The organism is Variovorax sp. GW821-FHT09B01 (genome assembly GCF_059418345.1).
In genome coordinates this window covers 56339-75564 of record NZ_JBWKPQ010000021.1, presented here as the reverse complement: position 1 = coordinate 75564, position 19226 = coordinate 56339, and the positions used below count along the sequence as shown (strand labels likewise).

18 protein-coding genes and 1 tRNA gene are annotated in these 19226 nt (G+C 69.0%); 7 read left to right on the top strand and 12 right to left on the bottom strand.

What is annotated here, in order from left to right; genetic code table 11:
- Positions 1 to 31 precede the first annotated feature (31 nt).
- The 6 genes from AC07RV_RS35970 to AC07RV_RS35945 form a co-directional block, all read right to left on the bottom strand.
- Positions 32 to 910 (bottom strand): nucleotidyltransferase domain-containing protein, encoded by an 879-nt coding sequence (locus AC07RV_RS35970; protein ID WP_296788150.1) that lies wholly within the window; start codon positions 908 to 910, stop codon positions 32 to 34.
- A gap of 27 nt (positions 911 to 937) precedes the next feature.
- A complete protein-coding gene (locus tag AC07RV_RS35965; protein ID WP_296788148.1) occupies positions 938 to 1615 on the bottom strand; it encodes a hypothetical protein in 678 nt (225 codons plus the stop codon).
- The gene (locus AC07RV_RS35960) at positions 1612 to 2529 is read right to left on the bottom strand and encodes a zinc-ribbon domain-containing protein (RefSeq protein WP_296788145.1); all 918 of its coding nucleotides are present in this window, start codon (positions 2527 to 2529) and stop codon (positions 1612 to 1614) included. The genes AC07RV_RS35965 and AC07RV_RS35960 overlap by 4 nt, the downstream gene beginning before the upstream one ends.
- A gap of 60 nt (positions 2530 to 2589) precedes the next feature.
- Positions 2590 to 3816 carry an RtcB family protein gene (locus AC07RV_RS35955; RefSeq protein WP_296788143.1) on the bottom strand — a complete coding sequence of 409 codons (1227 nt, stop codon included), beginning with the start codon at positions 3814 to 3816 and terminating at the stop codon, positions 2590 to 2592.
- A 267-nt stretch (positions 3817 to 4083) separates the two neighbouring features.
- Positions 4084 to 4195, bottom strand: a tRNA-Lys gene (locus AC07RV_RS35950).
- Positions 4196 to 4387: 192 nt separating this feature from the next.
- The gene (locus AC07RV_RS35945; protein ID WP_296788140.1) at positions 4388 to 5941 is read right to left on the bottom strand and encodes a vWA domain-containing protein; all 1554 of its coding nucleotides are present in this window, start codon (positions 5939 to 5941) and stop codon (positions 4388 to 4390) included.
- A gap of 218 nt (positions 5942 to 6159) precedes the next feature.
- On the opposite strand from AC07RV_RS35945, the gene rtcR reads away from it, so the two are divergent.
- The 5 genes from rtcR (at position 6160) to AC07RV_RS35920 (ending at position 10621) form a co-directional block, all read left to right on the top strand.
- Entirely contained in the window at positions 6160 to 7773 is a 1614-nt protein-coding gene (rtcR, locus tag AC07RV_RS35940; RefSeq protein ID WP_296788137.1) for an RNA repair transcriptional activator RtcR, read from the top strand.
- Between the two features lie 16 nt (positions 7774 to 7789).
- Entirely contained in the window at positions 7790 to 8353 is a 564-nt protein-coding gene (locus AC07RV_RS35935; RefSeq protein ID WP_296788134.1) for a 3'-5' exonuclease family protein, read from the top strand.
- Positions 8350 to 9234: an alpha/beta hydrolase gene (locus AC07RV_RS35930; protein ID WP_296788131.1), complete on the top strand. Its 885-nt coding sequence runs from the start codon at positions 8350 to 8352 to the stop codon at positions 9232 to 9234. The genes AC07RV_RS35935 and AC07RV_RS35930 overlap by 4 nt, the downstream gene beginning before the upstream one ends.
- Complete coding sequence (lhpI, locus tag AC07RV_RS35925; RefSeq protein WP_296788128.1) at positions 9231 to 10202, top strand: bifunctional Delta(1)-pyrroline-2-carboxylate/Delta(1)-piperideine-2-carboxylate reductase; 972 nt, start codon at positions 9231 to 9233, stop codon at positions 10200 to 10202. The genes AC07RV_RS35930 and lhpI overlap by 4 nt, the downstream gene beginning before the upstream one ends.
- A 134-nt stretch (positions 10203 to 10336) precedes the next feature.
- Complete coding sequence (locus AC07RV_RS35920) at positions 10337 to 10621, top strand: hypothetical protein (RefSeq protein ID WP_296788126.1); 285 nt, start codon at positions 10337 to 10339, stop codon at positions 10619 to 10621.
- 38 nt (positions 10622 to 10659) lie between these two features.
- Here AC07RV_RS35920 and AC07RV_RS35915 read toward each other — a convergent pair whose 3' ends face one another.
- Entirely contained in the window at positions 10660 to 11088 is a 429-nt protein-coding gene (locus AC07RV_RS35915) for a hypothetical protein (RefSeq protein WP_296788123.1), read from the bottom strand.
- A 233-nt stretch (positions 11089 to 11321) separates the two neighbouring features.
- Here AC07RV_RS35915 and AC07RV_RS35910 point away from each other — a divergent pair, with 233 nt between their 5' ends.
- Positions 11322 to 12065: a hypothetical protein gene (locus AC07RV_RS35910; protein ID WP_296788121.1), complete on the top strand. Its 744-nt coding sequence runs from the start codon at positions 11322 to 11324 to the stop codon at positions 12063 to 12065.
- Between the two features lie 55 nt (positions 12066 to 12120).
- Here AC07RV_RS35910 and AC07RV_RS35905 read toward each other — a convergent pair whose 3' ends face one another.
- The 5 genes from AC07RV_RS35905 to AC07RV_RS35885 all read right to left on the bottom strand — a co-directional run bounded on the left by AC07RV_RS35905 (position 12121) and on the right by AC07RV_RS35885 (position 16529).
- Positions 12121 to 13194 (bottom strand): hypothetical protein, encoded by a 1074-nt coding sequence (locus AC07RV_RS35905; RefSeq protein ID WP_296788118.1) that lies wholly within the window; start codon positions 13192 to 13194, stop codon positions 12121 to 12123.
- Between the two features lie 142 nt (positions 13195 to 13336).
- Positions 13337 to 13573, bottom strand: coding sequence for a hypothetical protein (locus AC07RV_RS35900; RefSeq protein WP_296788116.1), 237 nt, complete (start codon positions 13571 to 13573; stop codon positions 13337 to 13339).
- Positions 13574 to 13764: 191 nt separating this feature from the next.
- Positions 13765 to 14541 (bottom strand): Crp/Fnr family transcriptional regulator, encoded by a 777-nt coding sequence (locus AC07RV_RS35895; protein WP_444852598.1) that lies wholly within the window; start codon positions 14539 to 14541, stop codon positions 13765 to 13767.
- 150 nt (positions 14542 to 14691) lie between these two features.
- Positions 14692 to 15063, bottom strand: a complete 372-nt coding sequence (locus AC07RV_RS35890; RefSeq protein ID WP_296788113.1) for a hypothetical protein — start codon at positions 15061 to 15063, stop codon at positions 14692 to 14694.
- Positions 15060 to 16529, bottom strand: a complete 1470-nt coding sequence (locus AC07RV_RS35885; RefSeq protein ID WP_492715566.1) for an EAL domain-containing protein — start codon at positions 16527 to 16529, stop codon at positions 15060 to 15062. The genes AC07RV_RS35890 and AC07RV_RS35885 overlap by 4 nt, the downstream gene beginning before the upstream one ends.
- 394 nt (positions 16530 to 16923) lie before the next feature.
- Here AC07RV_RS35885 and AC07RV_RS35880 point away from each other — a divergent pair, with 394 nt between their 5' ends.
- Positions 16924 to 19215 (top strand): xanthine dehydrogenase family protein molybdopterin-binding subunit, encoded by a 2292-nt coding sequence (locus tag AC07RV_RS35880; RefSeq protein ID WP_296788107.1) that lies wholly within the window; start codon positions 16924 to 16926, stop codon positions 19213 to 19215.
- The last annotated feature ends 11 nt before the right edge of the window (positions 19216 to 19226 follow it).

Sequence of the window (19226 nt, the reverse complement as noted above, 5' to 3'; positions counted from 1 at the left end):
GCCCCTGTTCCTCGTTGTCCTTGCTGCGTCCTCAGCCGCAACCTTGCGACTCGTGGCGCACCGCGCCCTTCGCATCGCCGCCCCCGAAACGCAGCACCGTGTCGCTCAGGAAGGCATCGAGCCCCGACGCATCGGCCGGCGGCAGCGCCGTCACGGGCTCGGCCGCATGCGCGGCCAGCTCCGCCTCGATGAAGGCATGGATGCCCGGCCAGCGCGGGCTGGTCGCGGCCTCGCCGGCGCGCATCTTCACCTCGAGCAGCGCGTTGATCTCGTCGATCAGCGCGGCGTCGCGCACCGCATCGAGCGTGTGCTGCGCGAGATCGGCGAAACGCATCGGCGGCACGCCAGGCCGCATGCGGATCCAGCGCGCGGCCAGCAGCGGGCGCAGCACGTAGAGGTACTTCTTGTAGCGCACCGTCTCGGCCTGCAGGTGCTCGCGGAAGTTCTTCTTCGCCATCGAGGCGTAGTGGTGCCAGCCGCGCGCGTTGGAGAACACCGCCTCCGACAGCGCGCGGAAACGCGGCATCGCCTGCGCGTCCTCGCGGTAGACGATCGGCGAGCGCAGCCACTCGAGCAGCGTCGGGTTCGATTCGCGCATCAGTCCCAGCGCCTTGCGGAGGTCCCAGCCGTTGATGTCCAGCTCGCCGCTGATCGGCAGCTCGATCACGTCGCGACGCGGCGTCACCGTGAGGTACCACGGCAGGCGGTTCACGTAGATGAAGCGCACGTCGTAGTCGCTGTCGGGCGAGGCAAAGCCCCAGCCACGACTGCCCGATTCGCAGGCGAACAGCACCGTGACCTCGTGCCGCGCCTCGATGGCGGCGAGTTCCTCCATGATCTGCGCGCGCATGGCGGGCTCGACCGGATGGGCCGAGCGGATGCGTTCTTCTTCATGTCGTTGCGGTTTCATCGTTGTCCTTTCCCTGTCGTTCGTCATTCAATCCGTCGTGCTCGCCATCACCGCGGCCAGCGTGCCACGCCGCGGATTCCATACGGTGAAGCACCAGATGCCCCACCACTCCTTGCCGTCCTCGAAATACGCGCTCCACAGGCTGCGCTCGGGCTCGCGCTCCGGATCGCCGACCCAGTCGAGCAGCACGAGGCCTTCGTCCGGCAGCAGCCCGATGGCCTCGCAGAAGCGCGGGAACAGCGAGGCCCGCTCGGTCTCGTCGGCCACGACCAATGGATAGGGCGGATCGCCAAAGGCCTGGCAGAGCCACTCGAACCAGTCCACCTCGTCGAGGTCGCGCGTGTGCGCGATGCGATGGTTCGGTGGATAGCTGTCGGCCGCGACCACCGCCGCCGCGTCGAGCCGCGTCGCGCGCGCGCTCGCCACGTCGAAGGCCCGTTGCGCATCGAAGCTGGCCGGCTGCAGGGACGGGTTCTTTTCCATGGCCTCGCGCCAGTGGCGTTCGGCCCGCGCCATCGTTTCCTCGCCCAGCCGCCGCAGCACCTCGCGGTGATGCGCTTCACCCACGGCCGGTGACTCGCCGGCCACGCGGCAGACACTGAACTCGAACACCACGCCCACGCGCTGCAGCGTGGCGCGCAGCGCGTCGTGCGCGGCCGCCTCCTTCGATGCCATCGGCACGACCTCGTCCTTCGATGCGCTCATTCCGGCTTTCTCCCGAATCGTTGGGCCCACTGGCGGACCTCCTTGTCCGCATGGGCGTTCAATGCCGCGACCTGCGCCGGCCCGGGCGCGAGACCCAGGCAATGCGCCATCGCCAGCCATCGCAACAGCCGATGATGCCCTTCACCGCGCCGCGCGAACTCCGCCTCGCCGCATGCCGCGAGGCGCGCCGATGGAATGGCGGCCAGGAAGGCACGCCAGTTCCAAGGGCTCGCATGGCCGCGCAGGCAGGCTTCGAGCGCCCAGTCCTCGTCGGCCGGATGGCGCAGCTTCGCAGCCAAGGCCTCGGCCGCCACCTGCGCGCCCTGCCGCTCCCAGCTGTTCCATGACGGTTGCCAGGCATCGACCAGCGCGCGCAGGCGCGCGAGATCGGCCGCCGAACCCCAATGGCCCAGTGCCTCGACCGCCAGCGTGCGCAGGCCCCACCACTTGCTTTCGAGCGCGGCATCGACCTCGGCGCGCGCCGCGGGCGTTGCGGGTGCGTCGGCGAACGCACGCAGCCGTTGCGACATCTCGCCGAGCAGGTTCGCGCCCTCGCCTTCGCGCGAGGCGGACCGCGCCGCGCGCAGCGCCCGCCGGCATGGCAGGCAGCGCACCGCGCGGCTGTCGATATTGCCGTGCATCGTCTCGTACCACCACTTCTGCTGCTTCGCCGTCCACACCTGCTCGGCACCGCAGTCGCGGCAGGTGAAAGCGCGATCGAGGTAGTAGGTGGGCAGCGCGCCATAGGTGTTGTTGTGGCGTGCCAGCACCTCCACGTCGGCGGGCTCCAGGCCCGGCGCGCGCCGCGACAGCAGGTGCCGCTGGTCGGGCAGGCGCAGTTGCGCCTCGATGCGCGCCGCGCGCTCGAGGCGGCGGCCGCGGATCTCGGCGCGGCGTTGCTTGTTGCTCTTCATCTCGTCGTCCTCGTCCGGTCTCTCTGAAAAAGGGAGGCCGATCGGGACGACCTCCTTGCACTAACCCTTCACGCACACCACCTGCTTGAGCGTGTAGACCACCTCCACCAGGTCCTTCTGCGCCTCCATCACCGCGTCGATGTCCTTGTAGGCCATCGGGATCTCGTCGATCACGTCGGCGTCCTTGCGGCATTCCACACCCTCGGTCGCGGCGATCTGGTCGGCGATCGTGAACAGCTTCTTCGCCTTGGTACGGCTCATCTTTCGACCGGCGCCGTGGCTGCAGCTCATGAAGCTCTCGGGGTTGCCCTTGCCGCGCACGATGTAGCTCTTGGCGCCCATGCTGCCGGGAATGATCCCGAGCTCGCCGGCCTTCGCGCTCACCGCGCCCTTGCGGGTCACGAGCACGTCCTCGCCGAAGTGCGTTTCGCGGCTCACGTAGTTGTGGTGGCAGTTCACCGCTTCCACATGCGCCTCGAAGGGCTTGGCGATCACCTTGCGCGCGGCCGCGACCACGCGCTGCATCATCACCTCGCGGTTCGCACGCGCGAACTTCTGGGCCCAGCCCACCGCGCGCACGTAGTCGCCGAAGTACCGGGCGCCTTCCTCGAAGTACGCCAGGTCCTGGTCGGGCAGGTTGCGCTGGTGCAGCTGCGCGTCCTTCTTCGCGAGTTCGATGAAGTGCGTGCCGATCGCGTTGCCCACGCCGCGCGAACCCGAGTGCAGCATGAACCACACGGCGCCCGCCTCATCGAGGCAGACCTCGATGAAGTGGTTGCCGGTCCCCAGCGTTCCCAGGTGCTTGTGGTTGTTCGTGTTCTTGATGCGCGGGTAGTCCTCGCAGATCGCATCGAACTCATCCACCAGCTTGGCCCAGGCAGCGTCGGTTTCGTCGGGCGGCGTTTCCCACGAACCCTTGTCGCGGCCCATGCGCTTGGGGTTCGAGCCGTGCGGCACGGCCTTCTCGATCGCCGAGCGCAGCGGGCCCAGGTTGTCGGGCAGGTCGTTGGCATGCAGCGTGGTCTTGCACGCCATCATTCCGCAGCCGATGTCCACGCCTACCGCGGCCGGGATGATGGCCTTGAAGGTCGGGATCACCGAACCCACGGTCGCGCCGATGCCGTAGTGCACGTCGGGCATGGCCGCGATGTGCTTGAACACGATCGGCAGACGAGCCGCGTTCTCGAGTTGCTTCTGCGCCTCGTCTTCCACGGGCACGCCGCGGGTCCACATCTTCACGGGCACGCCGTTGGTCACTTCGTGCAGGTTGTAGTTCTGTTCTTTCATTTTTTTCTCTCTGAGTCTCTGTCTATTTTTCAACGATTCTTCGACGGGCACTCATGGCGCGCGTCGTCAAAAAAAAGAGGTGACGAGGAGCGGCAGGTCGTTGACTGAGCTATCTGCCGAAACAGACCGGGAGTCGGACCCGGGACCTTCATGGCCAAGACCATGACGCTCTTACCTGTAGACCTGCCTGCATTCACCTCAAAACAAAAAGCAGCGACAAAGGAATCGACGAAACGGCGTGCTCTGACCACTGAGCTACGGTCTTGCGACCGGCGGGATTCGAACCCGCGACCACGAGATTAAGAGTCTGTAGTTCCGTCAGCATTCGCTGCAAAAAAAGAGTGCGACGAGGATGGCAAGACATGCCCACCAGTGAACTGGTGTCGGGGCTCGACCCCCGGGCGTCCAGATGTAGTCCTGCCTGCATTCGCACTTCAACTCCATGTCCCCGTCCGGCGACCAACGATCGATGTGAGGGGGTTGGATGTACTCACATCTGCATTCGTCGGACGACGACATTCATCCATGACTCGGGGGTGCCGCGAGCCGCGCCCGCGTCACCTCCACGTCTTCAGATCGAAGTCTCTTCGATCACACCCACCCAGTGGTCGGCGCCCAGGCCACCCGCGGCATACACCGCCAGCAGCTTGAACACCTCGTCGCTGAAGCCGCCGATGTTCAGCACATCGTCGCGCTCCTGCGCCTGGGTGGTCGCATAAGGCTGGATGTCGATGCACACCAGCCGCGCCTTCGGGTTGCGCTGCTTGAACGCCTCCCACTCCTGCATCGTCGCGGTGCCACGGCCCCGCGCACGGTCGGCCCACGATTCGTTGTCCGACACCAGCACCACCAGATCGGCCTGCGCCTTCTCGCGGTTCAGCCACGCCAGCGGCGCGCTGCACGAGGTACCGCCACCGCCCACCGCCGCCAGCTTGGCCGCGTTGGTCATCACCGAATCGCGCGGATTCAGCTGCAGCGAAACCACCTTCGTCTCGAAGGGCAGCACACGTGCATCCGCATTGCGGCGCAGCACGGCGGCAGCCACCAGCGCGGCCACGTCGATGCAGCGCACCGCCGAGGTCGCCGAACCGCGGTAACCCGTCACCGCCGAGCTCATCGAGCCCGACACGTCGGGGCACACCACCACGCGGCCCTCGAACTGCGGCACGTTGGCCAGCGCGAGTTCCATCGCGTCCTGCAGCGCGTCCTTCACCACGTGCGGCACCTCGGCACCGGTTGCGGTGTAGGCCGCCATCAGTTGGTACGGCAGCACACGCGCCTTGGCCACCGCCTGCGGGTCACGCAGCTTGGCGGCCACCGCTTCCGCGAGGCCCGGCAACGCAAACACGCCATGGCGGGCGAAGGTGTTCAGGTTCTGACGCACCATCTGCCACGAACCACGCTCGGCGATGCGAGCCCAGGCCTGCGCGTCCAGCTCCAGCGCGGTCAGCATCTGGAACGGCACGTCGGGCACGTCCTGCGTACGGTCGCGCTTGAAGCGTTCGAAGGCCTGCGTGGCCGCAGGCAGTGCCTCCAGCGCATACGGACGATCGATCAGCCATGCGAACCATGCCGCACGCCAGGCCTCGGTGGGCTTCGGATGCACCATCTTCACCACGTCGGCCAGCGAAGGCGCGTTGCCCACCGCGGCATTCAGCAGTTGCGCCTCGGTCGCCGACAGCAGCCATTGCTGCACCAGCTTCTTCGGACGCGTACCGAGCGACTTGCGGCCCACCGCGCCCGAACGCAGCATCTGCACGAAGTTGCGCAGCATCTTGCCGTTGTCGACCACCTGCGGGAACACCTTGGCCAGCAGCGACACGTCGCGCACCGCCAGCGTCGCGGCCAGCAGCGCCGGCATGTCCTTCATGTGGCCGGCACGGCGCGCGTATACCGCCGTCTTGGCCACGAACACCGGGTCGACCTGCGAGGCCAGCGCCAGCACCGCATCGAGCTGGTCCTGCGCCTGGGCGTAGAAGGTGTTGTTCAGGCAACCGGTGGCCGCCAGCTGCGCCAGCCGATGCTTGGGCGACAGCTCGTAGGCGGCACCGCCCGCTTCGTTTCGGGCCGTGGCCTGCGGCAGCAGCGCGCCGCGCAGCGTTTGAAAGAGTTGAAGGTTGGCCATGCTGACTTCTCCTTGTGTTCGTTGTCTTCTGGATCGTTTGTCTTCTTGAGTGAGCTTCTTATTGCAACGCGTGTGCCAGCCTTGCCTGTGCGTACTCGATGAAGTTTCAACTCGTTGATTTCATTGGATATTTTTTCTTTTTGGCTTGATTTAAGCCTACGAGCACATGACAGATCTCTGCGGTTTCTTATAATTTTGGCTAGCCATTTATCCAAAAAATGAAGAAACCCATCGTCGTCATCGGCTTCCTCGGCACGCAGCTCGACGCCGGCCAGGGCGCCGGCCGCTGGAGCAAGTGGCGCCCCACCGTCTCGCTCGCGCAGCACGAGGACATGGTGGTGGCGCGCATGGAGCTGCTCTACACGCTCAAGCACAAGACGCTGGCCGAGCTCGTCAAGGCCGACATCGCGGCCGTCTCGCCCGAGACCACGGTCAACCTGGTGCCGATGGACCTGGCCGACCCGTGGGATTTCGGCGAGGTCTACTCGCGCCTGTACGACTGGGCACGCGCCTACCCCTTCGACACCGAGCGCGAGCAGTACTGGTCGCACATCACCACCGGCACCCACGTCGCTCAGATCTGCATGTTCCTGCTGTCCGAGTCGCGCACCATCCCCGGCGTGCTGGCGCAGACCTCGCCGCCGCGGCGCCAGCGCGAGGGCGAGGCCGGCAAGTGCGTGCTGATCGACCTCGACCTCTCGCGCTACGACGTCATCGCGCGCCGCTTCGACGCCGAGCAGCGCGACGCGGTGGCCTTCCTCAAGAGCGGCATCGCCACGCGCAATGCGCGCTTCAACGCACTCATCGACGAGATCGAGCGCGTGGCGGTGCGCTCGCGCGCGCCGATCCTGCTGGTGGGGCCGACGGGCGCGGGCAAGTCCTTCCTCGCACGACGCATGTTCGAGCTCAAGCAGTCGCGCCACCAGGCCACGGGCGCCTTCGTCGAGGTCAACTGCGCCACCCTGCGCGGCGACGGCGCCGCCTCCACCCTGTTCGGCCACAAGAAGGGCTCGTTCACCGGCGCCGCGAGCGAGCGCGCCGGCCTGCTGCGCACGGCGCACCAGGGCGTGCTCTTCCTCGACGAGATCGGCGAGCTGGGCCTCGACGAGCAGGCCATGCTGCTCAAGGCGATCGAGGAGAAGCGCTTCTTCCCCGTCGGCGCCGACAAGGAGGTCGAGAGCGACTTCCAGCTCATCGCCGGCACCAACCGCGACCTGCGCAGCGACGTGGCCGAGGGGCGCTTCCGCGAAGACCTGTTCGCGCGCATCAACCTCTGGACCTACGACCTGCCGGGCCTCGCGCAACGCCCCGAGGACATCGAGCCCAACGTCGACCACCTGCTGGCGCTGCATGCCACCGAGAACCACCGCGTGGTGCGCTTCAACGCCGAGGCGCGCGCCGCCTACCTGCGCTTCGCCCAGAGCCCCGAGGCGCTGTGGAGCGGCAACTTCCGCGACCTCTCGGCCAGCGTCACGCGACTGGCCACGCTGGCCGATGGCGGACGCATCCCGGTCGCGCTGGTCGAGGCCGAGATCGCGCGGCTGCGCTGGCTGTGGAAGCGCGCGCAACCGGCGCTGTTCGCGGGCGAATCGCAGGTCGCCGACCTCGATGCGCTGCTCGGCGACGAGCGCGCCGCCTCGCTCGACCTGTTCGACCGGCTGCAGCTCGAGGCCGTGCTGCGCGTGTGCCGGAAGTCGCGCAGCCTGTCGGAGGCCGGAAGGCAGCTGTTCCAGGCCTCGCGGGCGCAGCGCAGCGTGGTGAACGATGCGGATCGGTTGCGCAAGTACCTCGCGAAGTTCGGGCTGGATTGGGGCACCATGACGAGCGCATGAACGAAGCATCGAACCCATGACAGAGATCTACATCAGCACCGACGTCGAATCCGACGGCCCCATCCCCGGCCCGCATTCGATGCTGAGCTTCGGCTCGGCCGCCTACACGGCCGACAAGAAGCTGGTGTCGACCTTCAGCGCCAACCTGCACACCCTGCCCGGCGCCGAGGCCGACCCGAAGACCGCCGCGTGGTGGCGGACGCAGCCCGAAGCCTGGGCCGCCTGCCGCAGCGACCTGCAGGAGCCCGCGCACGCGATGAAGAACTACGTGGCCTGGCTCAAGGGCCTCAAGGCGCGCCCCGTCTTCGTGGCCTACCCGGCGGGCTTCGACTTCCTGTTCGTCTACTGGTACCTGACGCGCTTCGCGGGCGAGAGCCCGTTCAGCCATTCGGCGCTCGACGTCAAGTCCTTCGCCATGGCGCTGCTGAAGACCGACTACCGCGACAGCACCAAGCGCGCGATGCCGCGGCGCTGGTTCGACCCCGGCCTGCCGCACACCCACGTGGCGCTCGACGATGCGATCGAGCAGGGCGCGCTGTTCTGCAACATGCTGGCGGAAAGCCGCGCCGCCGCGTCATGAGCGTTCCACGCCGTCTCGCGCGCCTGGCCGGCCGCGCGCTGCTCGCGCTGCCGCTGCTGCTGCTCGGCGGTTGCGTCGAGTCGATGTTCTATTACCCCGACCGCGTGCGCTACGAAACGCCCGACGCGCTGGGCCTGCGCTACGAACGCGTACGCTTCCAGAGCACCGACGGCACCGCGCTCAGCGGCTGGTTCATTCCGGCCGCGGGCCGCGCCGATCCGCGCGAGGCCAAGGGCACGGTGATCCATTTCCACGGCAATGCGCAGAACATGTCCTCGCACTGGCGCTTCGTCGCCTGGCTGCCGAAGCAGGACTTCAACGTGTTCGTGTTCGACTACCGCGGCTACGGCGACTCCGAAGGCAAGCCCGAGCCCCGCGGCGTGTTCGAGGACTCGGGCAGCGCCATCGACCACGTGCGCTCGCGCGTCGACGTCGATCCCGCGCGCTTGCTGGTGTTCGGCCAGAGCCTCGGCGGCACCAATGCGATCGCGGCCGTGGGCGTGGGCAACCGCGTCGGCGTGCGCGCGGTGGCGATCGAATCGACCTTCTATTCGTACTCGTCGATCGCCAACGACAAGGTCTCGGGTGCCGGCCTGCTCGTGGGCGACGGCTACGCCGCCTCGAAGTACGTGGCCGCCCTCTCGCCGATCCCGCTGCTGCTGATCCACGGCACGGCCGATGCCGTGATCCCCGTCGACCACTCGCGGCGCCTGCTGGCCGATGCGCGCGAGCCCAAGCGGCTGATCGAGGTGCCAGGCGCCGGCCATCTCGAGCCGATGAGCGAGGCCCGCTTCGGCACCACCTACCAGCGCGCGCTCGCCGGGTTCTTCGAAGCCGCGCTGGCGACCGCCCCCATCGCACCCACCCCGCCCGCCCGATGAAGCACTTCGACGCCACCGCCACCCGCGCCCCGCTGGGCTTCGAGCGCCTCGTACCCGCGCTGCGCGCCGCCTTCGCGGCCGAGGCCCAGGTGCCGCAGCGCCACGTGCACGCCATCGACAACGCGAGCGGCGACAAGGGCACCGTGCTGATCATGCCGGCCTGGAGCGAGGCCGGCTTTCTCGGCATCAAGACCATCAACATCTTCCCGGGCAACGGCGCGCGCGGCCTGCCCGGCCTGCATGCCACCTACGTGCTGTACGACGCGCGCACCGGCGTGCCGCTCGCGCTGATGGACGGCGACGAGCTCACGGCCCACCGCACGGCCGCCGCCTCTGCCCTCGGCGCCTCCTTCCTCGCGCGCGGCGATGCGCGGCGGCTGCTGGTGCTGGGCACCGGCCGCATCGCGCGCATGCTGCCCGCGGCCCATGCGAGCGTGCGGCCCATCGAGGAGGTGACGGTGTGGAACCACCGCCCCGAGGGCGCCGAGGCGCTGGCCGCGCAATGGCGCGCGCAGGGCTGGGCAGGCGCACGCGCAGCGGCGCCGGGCCCCGAGGGCCTCGAGGCCGCCGTGCGGCAGGCCGACATCGTCAGTTGCGCCACGCTGGCCACCGCGCCGCTGGTGCGCGGCGAATGGCTCGCACCGGGCTCGCACCTCGACCTGATCGGCAGCTTCACGCCCGCCATGCGCGAGGCCGATGCGCAGTGCTTCGCGCACGCGCGCACCTTCATCGACACGCCCGAGGCGCTGACGAAGGCCGGCGACCTGCTCGACGCGATCGCGGCCGGCTCCCTGCGCGCCGAGGCGGTGCAGGGCACGCTGGCCGCGCTGTGCCGCGGCGAATGCGGCGGCCGCACACGGCCCGACAGCGACGAGCGCACGGTCTTCAAGGCCGTCGGCAGCGCGCTCGAGGACCTGACCGCCGCCACGCTGGTGTGGCAGTCGTCATTGGCCGAAGCCTCGCTGTAGACCTATGACTGCATGGCACGCCTAGTGCTTATGGCCAGTCGGCGCCTCGCGATGGCGCGCGCATACGTCAAGCGACGGATGGCGCGCCGCGCGAACGGCCGTTAATCTGGCATTGCACACAGGGAGACCCACGCATGCTCACCATCGTTCAGAAAGCCGCCATCCTCGGCAAGGCCGGCATCGACGTGCCCGCGCGCCCCGAGGACGACCTGTCGACGCACGTCGTCACGGGCTCGCCGGTGAAGGCCGAGGGGGTTTCGCAGAAGGCCCACGACTGGGGCCGCGCCATCGAGACGCTGTACGTGAGCTATGTCGCGGCGCGCGCCGCCAAGAGCCTGCGCGACGCCGAGGAGGCGCGGCAGAACGCCATGCTGCGGCGCATGGCCTCGGGCATGCCGCCGCGCACCTCCTTCGCCTGAGGAAACACCGGGCTCTCGGCCCAGTCGTCCCCCGTTTCTTACTTGCCCTGCGCCGCGGTCAGCGCCGGGTTCTGCATCGTCGAGATCACCTTGCTGTTCACGCGCGAACCGCTCACCACGTTCTGGTCGGGCGCCGAGGCGGCCGCCACGGCTTCGTTGTAGACCTTCGCGGGATCGGCCATCGGCTTCACCGTTTCCGGGCCGCGCGAGCCACGGGTCACGTTCTGGTCGGCCGCGTGGGCGGTGGCCACGGCCTGCTGGTACATCGCATCGGCGTCGGCCATCGGCTTCACCGTTTCGGGGCCGCGCGAGCCGCGGGTCACGTTCTGGTCGGGCGCGTGGGCCGTGGCAATGGCTTCGGCTTCGACGGCTTCGCGGCTGCGGCCGCCCGTGGTCTGGGCCTGGACGGAGGCCACGGCCATCACGGCAAAAGCGGCCGCGAGGGCGAGTTGGTAAGAGGTCTTCATGTCGGTTGGATGTCAGAGGAGTTGTTTGGACAGGGTTTTCTTCTAGGGGAAACCCTGAATCACGGTAGTCCTCCTGTAAGGCGAACCGATGACATCCCCCGGGCGCGCGCAGGTTGCCGGGGAGCGCGCCAGCCGAGTTGGGCAGGTTCTGCTAGTCAGGGCATCGGCGCGGCGACGGGAGCGGAGAATCGGCCGCGCCCCGCATCGGGGGCCTCTTCTCCCTTTCCTGGTCCATGAAGCCATCCACCCGCCGCACGCAAGACACCACCCTTGCCCGCCACCCGTGGGCACGCCTGTGCCTCGCCGCCTGCCTGCTCGTTCTTGCCGGCCAGGGCCGCGCGCAACTCTCGGTGCTGTCGCCTGCCCGGGCGCCGTCGACCACCGATCGCAACCTGGCCAGCCTCGCGCGCACGAAAAACATCGGGGACCTGCCCGCGCCGTCATCGCCGATCGCGCTCACGCTGGGCAAGACGACCCGGCAGGAAGCCGAACTCGCCTGGATCGCGCAAGGCAGCAGGATCGTCCGATCGGGAACCATGGGCGTCGGCGGCAGCGGTCTGGCCGACTATCACGTGCGCCGCAGCGTGCCCGGGATCGTGCTGGTCGACGTGGCGGGCGTCGACTTCGAGGGCTTCACCGTGGCGCGTTATGCGTTCATCGAAGACCTGCTCTACGCCGTCGAGACCCCGCTGCATGCCAGGACGCCTCGCAGCGAGACCCCGTTCAAGGCACTCGATGCAACGCAGTTGCAGGAACTGGCCAGGACGCTGGAGACACGCCATGGTCCACCCACGCGAAGGACCTTCAGCCGACGCGCCGGCAATGAACCCGATGTGCTGACCTGGGACACGGAGCAAGGAACGCTGGAGCTGGTGACCAACGACTTTCTCGCGCACCTGGGTCAGTGGGATCCCGCACTGGAAAGGAAGGCGAAGGCCTTGCGGCGGGCGGCTTGCGATCAGGCCCCGGCCTGCTGACGGCACAGGCTCGGGAAGATGGCAACGGGCGTCTCGCGGGACGCCCGTTGCCGCTTCAGCAGAGAAGGCCCTTGCAGTCGTACGAGGTGGTGAAGATCATGTAGTAGCGATTGTTTTCCTGGTACTGCTGGAAAGGCCTGCTGCCCAGCGCGCCCTCGCGATTCAGGATCTTCACGAAATCGCCTGCCTGCTCGATGCTGCCCGGTTCCGCCGTCGATGTGTATTCCGTGGCGTAGTACTTGAACGTCGATTTCTGGGCGTCGTCTCGTACGAACAGGACTTTGGGTGTGCCGTCGATGCCGAGGGCGGCACTGAACTTGCCGCCGTTCGCGCCCTTCTCATTCCCCTGCGCGATGAAACCGGCATAGGTGGGCGTCGTGGGAAGGATCTCGAAGGAGCACCGCGCGGTGGTCGGTTTCTCGCGGCCGAGCAACATCGTGATCGACACCTGGTTGCCGTTGCGGGTGATCGTGGCACTGGTGGCGCAGTATCCCTGCTGCCCGAACTTGTTCAGGGACTCGAGGAAGCTTGCCGCTTCCGCGCTCGTCTGCGGCAGCGCGCCCGCATCGACGTATTCGTACCGGATGTCCTTGCTGGTGTCCTTGCTGAAGATGGTCATGAACGATCCCGCATCCACCGCCAAGGAACTGGCGATGACCCGATAGCCGTCCGCCCCCTGTGACTGAAGAGTGGCCAGGCTGGTTGCATCCTGCGCCGACACCCCACGATGCAGATACGCGGGGGCATTCTCCTGGCCTCGATAGATGGCGCGGCCTTCGGGGGATGGCGTTGCCCTGATCGGTATCGTGAGATCGGAAAGGCGGCCGGCCATCTCGGGACTTTGGAGTTCGGCCAAGAGTGCCTTGAAGTCCAGGGCGTTCGCACTCCCGAGCTTGAAGGAATAGGGCGTCGTCACCATCGGACGCTCCGGCGGATTCGTTTCGGGATCGGTCGGACCCGGCCCCGGATCCGAAGGCGCCGGTGCCGGCGCGGGTCCGGCGGCGCTCGGCGGAGGCGCCGCGGGGAGCATCGGGAAGCCACCGCCCCCACCCCCTCCTCCACCACCACACGCCGTGAGCATCACCAACGCGCCGAGCATGATCGGCGACAGCCTGCGAACTTCCTTCATGAGACTCTCCTCGCTCCATTTGAATTTGTAGTCCAAATCTTACAAGGGAGACGATCGAAGCTCGGGAGATGCGCCTACCAGGCTGCGGTGATTTCTCGATGACCGTTGCACCCGCTCCACGCCTCATTCCACGGAAGGATGGTCAGGCGCGCGGTGCTGTAGTAGACGGTGTCGCGTCACGGCCGCCCTTCCCGTAGGTCACCCGGCTCCCATACGCCGCCTTCGCCCGATCCACCTCCTTCTGCGGCAACAACTGCAATTTCTTGCAGTTCGCGCACTGGTACAGCCGCATCCAGGGAAAGAACCGCATCCAGCCCGAACGCTGGACGCGGCCGAGGTAGTGGATGCTGCAGTTGCAAGCGGAGAAGATGGAACTCATGAAAGCCTCGAGAGGTGCGCAATCCGTGATCGCGGCGAGGGCTCGAATCGCACGGATCGCCGCATGGTTTCGATGCTAGGAATCGAGCCCTCGCGACGCACGCGCGATCGCATCGCAACTGTGTGGCGGTTCACAGCTCGCCCCAAACAGGCGGGCGGAAAACAACGGCCATGCACGGTGCGTGCATCGCCTCACTTCGCACCCGGTCCGCGCTCGCCCGCGGTCCGCAGCAGATCGAGTTCGTCGGGCGCGATGAAAGGCGTGTCGCCCTCGCGTTCGTCGGCCGCCGAGTGCGGCTCGAGCGACTCGAAACTGCCATGGTCGGTCGATGCGAAATCGGCCACCACGTGGATGCCGTGCTCGTCCTTCCACAGCAGGCCGCGATTCTCCATCTCGCGCATGGTCTTGTTGACGACCTCGCGCGACAGCCCCGCATACGACGCGATCACGGCTTGCGAGATGCGCTTGTCGAAGCCGCCGGTGTCGGCCGGCGCGAGTTGGGTCAGTTCGTAGAGCACGCGCGCGACCAAAGTCTCGGAGGTCAGCGAGGAGATGCGGCGCAGCTGGCTGCGGATGATGGTCATGCGCTTGACGGTGAGCTCGAGCAGCTCGAGCGCCACCGACGGATGCCGGGCGCAGATGTCGTGCAGGGCCGCGGCGGGAATGAGGTAGACCGAACTCGGCAGCGCGGCCACGAGGTTGGCCATCGACTGGTAGCGCGCCTCGTCGAGCGTGGGACTCAGGAACAGGTCGCGCGGGCGCACGAAGTCGGTGGTGACGGCCGCGCTGCCGCCGTTGCCGCCGACCACCACGCGCAGCAGTCCCGAGGCGACGAAGTAGACCTTGTCGGTCCACTCGTCCATCCGCAGCACGGTCTCGTTGCGTCGGAAGGATCGCAATTCGCTGCGCGCGACCAGCGCCACGCGCTCCGCCGCCGGGACGTTTCGAAAAAGGGAATGCAGATACATGGTCGGAAACAGGCTCCATCCGATTCGCTTCCCCGGGGCGGGACATGCAGGGTGGCCCGAGCGGGAGGCAGGGGGAATGGCGCGGCCGGGATGGCGGCCGTGTGCGCGGGCGACGGAAGGGGCGCACCGCGCCACGGACGGATGCCGGCGCTAGGCGAAGGAGTCCGGCACGCCACGAGGTCGCGCGCGGTCGGCGTCATCCGAGTCATCGGAGCCCTCCGCGTCCTCCGTGCTTCTAGCGCCATCGGGCAGCGCGCCATCGGCCTGCGCCCGCGCACCCGTCGCGCACGCCGCGCACACCGAACGCACGGCGCGCAGCGCGGGCGAATCGCGCAGCTCCTGCTCGCGGATCGCGGCCTCGAGCGCCAGGTACTGGTCGCGCGCCAGCAGCTTCTCGCGCGCGCGCTCGCCCTGCAGCAGGACGCCGTGGCGCATGACCTCCTGCAGCGTGTGCTGCAAAACGTCGATCTGTGCGCCCAGCCGCGCGAGCTGCAGATGGAAGTCGGGCGAGGGAGGATTCACGCGCGCCCCCCGGGGCCGCGCGCGAGCGTGCCTTCGTGCAACGGCGCGCCGGCGGGAATGCCGCAGCCCTGCAGCCACTCGGCGCCGGCGTCGAGCGCCATGCGGATGTCCTCCTCGCGCTCGATGCCGTCGACCACGATCGAGGGCGCGAAGCTGCCGCACAGCGCGAGCATTTCCTCGAGCAGCTCGCGGCCGAAGCGGTCCTCGCGCGCGCGCCGGATGAAGACCGGGTCGAGCTTGATGATGTCGGGCCGACAGACCTTGGCCGCGGCGAGGTTGCCGGAGTCGCCGCCGAAATGCTTGATGGCGACGCGGCAGCCGCAGAGCTGGAGCTGCAGGCAGAAGTCGCGCACCGATTCGAGATCGGGCAGCGTGGGCTCGCCGGCGATCTCGACCACGAGGCGCGCCGCCAGCTCGGGCTCGCGCCGCAGCAGCACCATCAGCGAGGCCCACCAGTGGTCGCGCCGCGCGCTCTGCGCCGAGATGCTCAGGCCCAGGCGCACGGTGCCGCCCAGGCGCAGCTGCCGCACCACGCGGCCGGCCGCGAGGTGGTCGAAGGTGCGCACCAGGCCCAGCCGCTGCAGGCAGGGCATGAAGAGTTCGGAGCGCAGCGCGGCGGCGGCATGCGGCTCGCCCTCGATGTGGAAGCGTGCCTCGTGATAGAGCGGCGCCGCGAAGGCGGCGGCCTGTGCCGGCGCCCCCACCACGGGATGCCATTCGATCGCGAGGCGCCGCGCATGCAGCGCGTCGCTGACCTGCAGCGCGACTTCCATGTCTTCGCGGTAGAGCCGCTGCCAGCCCTCGGTCTGCGCGAGCTGGAAGTCGGGCGCCGGCTGCGCGGCCCACAGCCGCAGCTCGACCTCGGCCTGGCTCATGCGCCCCGGGCTGGGCGCGTCGCTCCAGCCCACGTGCAGCTGCACCAGCGCGCGCGTGTCGCGCAGCTGCACCGGCATGCCGCCGAGGCCCGTGAGCAGGCTCTCGAGCCGGGCCGAGGCGCCCTGCCGCGCCTGCGCGTCCTCGACCGGAAACGCCGAGTTGCTCCACAGCAGGAAGCAGTCGTGCCGCAGCATGGCGAGGTCGGCGTCGGCCACGCTCACGAAGCTCGTCAGCAGGCGGTACTTGATCTCGATGCTGGCGTGCAGCGCGAACTCGGCGCCGTAGACCTCCATGAGCTGCGGCAGGTTCGCGATGAAGACGAAGGCGCAGGCCCGCACCGGCGCGCCGGTGCCGGACGGCAGGGGCGCCGATGGAGCGGGGAACTGCGCCACGGGCCCTTCGCGCGGCCCGCCACGCGGCGCGAACGGCGGCGCATGGCGCGGCGCGGCCAGGTTCGGGCGCCGGATCCCGTCGAAGCCCGCCCGCAGGCGAGCGACCATGGGCGCGACGATGGACCGCACGACATGACCGGGCCTTGGCGTCGGCAAGGCAAGCGCCACGGGGCTGGTGACGCGATCACGTACGGCCATCTGGTTTCCTCCGCTAGGTAAGTTCGCCGAACCGCAACACGCTGGGGTGGTTCCACTGCCGACGCGAGGTCGGCCGTTGCACGTTCGAAAACGGGCCGTTATGCGGATTGCGCATGAGATGCTTAAACCGAAATGAATACTACGGATCCCGGTAGCAACCCGCATTAACTTTCTGGTGACAAATGTGTCCTAGCTCACAGGCGCCGCGGAGCCGGGGCTCAAAAAAACCGCCGGCCGGCCGAAAACACCGGGTCGACGCACGGACCCGGCCCGGCCGGGCCCGCCGGCTGGCGCGATCCGCCGTTCGATTGGCGCCATCGGATTGGCAAGGCCGCGGTGCGCCGCGCACACTCCCGCCCATCGCGGCCGCTCGAAGCCGCACGGAGTCCGCCCCATGCCCGCCCTCAAACGCCGCCATTTCCTGCTCGGCACGGCCGCCACCCTCGGTGCGCTGGTCGTCGGCTGGTCCGCCTCGCCCACGCGCCAGCGGCTGACCACCGCCGAGCCGCTGCCTGCCATGGCCAGTGGCCAGGTGGCTCTGAACGGCTGGGTCAAGGTCTCGCCCGACGACACGGTCACGCTGATGATGGCCGCGGCCGAGATGGGCCAGGGCATCCACACCGGGCTGGCGATGCTGCTGGCCGAGGAGATGGATGCCGACCTCGCCCAGCTGCGGCTCGAGCAGGCCGGCTACGACCCGATCTACAACAACCAGGCGGCACTGCTCGACAACCTGCCGATGTTCAAGCCCGACGACGACGGCGCGCTCAAGCGCGGCACCCGCCACGTGGTCAGCAAGCTGCTGCGCGAGGTGCCCGGGCTCTGGGGCAGCGGCGGATCGTCGGGCATCGTCGACCAGTGGACGCCGCTGCGCGAGGCCGGCGCCTCGGCACGCGCGATGCTGGTGGGCGCCGCGGCGGCGGCCTGGGGCGTGCCGGCGGCCGAATGCGAGGTGGCGGCCGGCCGGGTGTCGCACCCGGCCTCGCAACGCAGCGCGCGCTTCGGCGAACTGGCGGCGCGCGCGGCGACGCTGCCATTGCCCGCGCAGCCGACGCTCAAGGATCCCTCGCGCTACACGCTGATCGGCCGGCCGGTGCACCGCCTCGACAGCGCACCCAAGCTCGACGGCTCGGCGCGCTACGGGCTCGATGCGCTGCCGCCCGACGGCTTGCTCTACGCCACGCTCGCGATGTGCCCCACGCTGGGCGGCCGGGTGGCGCGCTTCGACGACACGGCCGCGCGCGCGATGCCCGGCGTGCGCAAGGTGGTGGCGCTCGCGCCGGTGGGCGGCGGCCTGGGCTCGGGCGGCATGACCTCGGGCGCGGTGGCGGTGATCGCCGACACGCCCTGGCATGCGATGCGCGCGCTCGACAAGGTCGCGATCGACTGGGACCACGGCGCGGCCGCCAGCCTGTCGAGCCGCGCGCTGATCGACCAGCTCGCGCAGAGCCTCGATGCGCCGGACCAGGCCGACGTGCACCTCGAGACCGGCGACGCCGACGCCGCGATGAAGAGCGCCGAGCGCACCATCGAGGCCGAGTACCGCGTGCCCTTCATCGCGCACGCCACCATGGAGCCGATGAACTGCACCGTGCAGTTCAAGGACGGCGCGGCCACCGTCTGGGTCGGCGTGCAGGGGCCGGGCATGCTGCGCGGCGGCATCGCCAAGGTGCTGGGCATCGAGGCCGCGAAGGTCGACATCCGGCTGGCCTACCTCGGCGGCGGCTTCGGGCGCCGCTACCTCGGCGACTTCGTGATGCAGGCAGCGGCGCTGGCGCGCGAGACGGACGGCATGCCGGTGCAGCTGATGTGGTCGCGCGAGCAGGACATGGCGCACGACTACTACCGCCCGGCCTACGTGGCGCGCAGCAAGGCCGGCTTCGATGCGCAGGGCCGGCTGGTGGCCTGGCGCGTCGACACCGCGGGCTCGAGCCTGGGCTCGCCGGCCTTCCTGAGCGCGGCGGCCGAGGGCACGGCCACCACCGCCTACCGCTTCGCCAATGCGCGCGTGGCGCACCGCACGATGGAGTCGGCGGTCACGGTCGGCATCTGGCGCTCGGTCAACCATTCGCAGAACGGCTTCTTCACCGAGAGCTTCATCGACGAATGCGCGCATGCCGCGGGCCAGGACCCGGTGGCGTTTCGCCGCGCGCTGCTGGCGGGCAGCCCGGCCGAGGCGCGGCACCTGGGGGTGCTGCAACGGGTGGCGGCGATGTCGGGCTGGGGCACGCCGCTGGCGCCCGAGGCCGACGGCACGCGCCGCGCGCGCGGCCTCGCACTGCACCGCAGCTTCGGCAGCGTGGTGGCGCAGGTGGCCGAGGTCTCGCTGACGCCCGAGCGGCAGATCCGCGTGCGGCGCATGTACTGCGCGGTCGACTGCGGGCTGGCCGTGAACCCGAACCTGGTGCGCCAGCAGATGGAGAGCGCGATCGTGTTCGGCCTCTCGGCCGCGCTGCACGGCGAGATCACCATCGAGCGCGGCCAGGTGCAGCAGAGCAACTTCCACGACTACGCGCCGCTGCGCATGAACGAATGCCCGCAGATCGAGATCGCGATCGTGCCGAGCAGCGCGCCGCCCACGGGCGTGGGCGAGCCGGGCACGCCGCCGGTGGCGCCGGCCGTGGCCAACGCGGTGTTCGCGCTCACCGGCCAGCGGCTGCGTTCGCTGCCGCTGCGCCTGGCCTGAACGCACGGCAC

Bases quoted from the DNA above. Each gene is read 5' to 3' on its own strand.
- AC07RV_RS35970 (WP_296788150.1), bottom strand. From the start codon at position 910: ATGAAACCGCAACGACATGAAGAAGAACGCATCCGCTCGGCCCATCCG.
- AC07RV_RS35965 (WP_296788148.1), bottom strand. From the start codon at position 1,615: ATGAGCGCATCGAAGGACGAGGTCGTGCCGATGGCATCGAAGGAGGCG.
- AC07RV_RS35960 (WP_296788145.1), bottom strand. From the start codon at position 2,529: ATGAAGAGCAACAAGCAACGCCGCGCCGAGATCCGCGGCCGCCGCCTC.
- AC07RV_RS35955 (WP_296788143.1), bottom strand. From the start codon at position 3,816: ATGAAAGAACAGAACTACAACCTGCACGAAGTGACCAACGGCGTGCCC.
- AC07RV_RS35945 (WP_296788140.1), bottom strand. From the start codon at position 5,941: ATGGCCAACCTTCAACTCTTTCAAACGCTGCGCGGCGCGCTGCTGCCG.
- rtcR (WP_296788137.1), top strand. From the start codon at position 6,160: ATGAAGAAACCCATCGTCGTCATCGGCTTCCTCGGCACGCAGCTCGAC.
- AC07RV_RS35935 (WP_296788134.1), top strand. From the start codon at position 7,790: ATGACAGAGATCTACATCAGCACCGACGTCGAATCCGACGGCCCCATC.
- AC07RV_RS35930 (WP_296788131.1), top strand. From the start codon at position 8,350: ATGAGCGTTCCACGCCGTCTCGCGCGCCTGGCCGGCCGCGCGCTGCTC.
- lhpI (WP_296788128.1), top strand. From the start codon at position 9,231: ATGAAGCACTTCGACGCCACCGCCACCCGCGCCCCGCTGGGCTTCGAG.
- AC07RV_RS35920 (WP_296788126.1), top strand. From the start codon at position 10,337: ATGCTCACCATCGTTCAGAAAGCCGCCATCCTCGGCAAGGCCGGCATC.
- AC07RV_RS35915 (WP_296788123.1), bottom strand. From the start codon at position 11,088: ATGAAGACCTCTTACCAACTCGCCCTCGCGGCCGCTTTTGCCGTGATG.
- AC07RV_RS35910 (WP_296788121.1), top strand. From the start codon at position 11,322: ATGAAGCCATCCACCCGCCGCACGCAAGACACCACCCTTGCCCGCCAC.
- AC07RV_RS35905 (WP_296788118.1), bottom strand. From the start codon at position 13,194: ATGAAGGAAGTTCGCAGGCTGTCGCCGATCATGCTCGGCGCGTTGGTG.
- AC07RV_RS35900 (WP_296788116.1), bottom strand. From the start codon at position 13,573: ATGAGTTCCATCTTCTCCGCTTGCAACTGCAGCATCCACTACCTCGGC.
- AC07RV_RS35895 (WP_444852598.1), bottom strand. From the start codon at position 14,541: ATGTATCTGCATTCCCTTTTTCGAAACGTCCCGGCGGCGGAGCGCGTG.
- AC07RV_RS35885 (WP_492715566.1), bottom strand. From the start codon at position 16,529: ATGGCCGTACGTGATCGCGTCACCAGCCCCGTGGCGCTTGCCTTGCCG.
- AC07RV_RS35880 (WP_296788107.1), top strand. From the start codon at position 16,924: ATGCCCGCCCTCAAACGCCGCCATTTCCTGCTCGGCACGGCCGCCACC.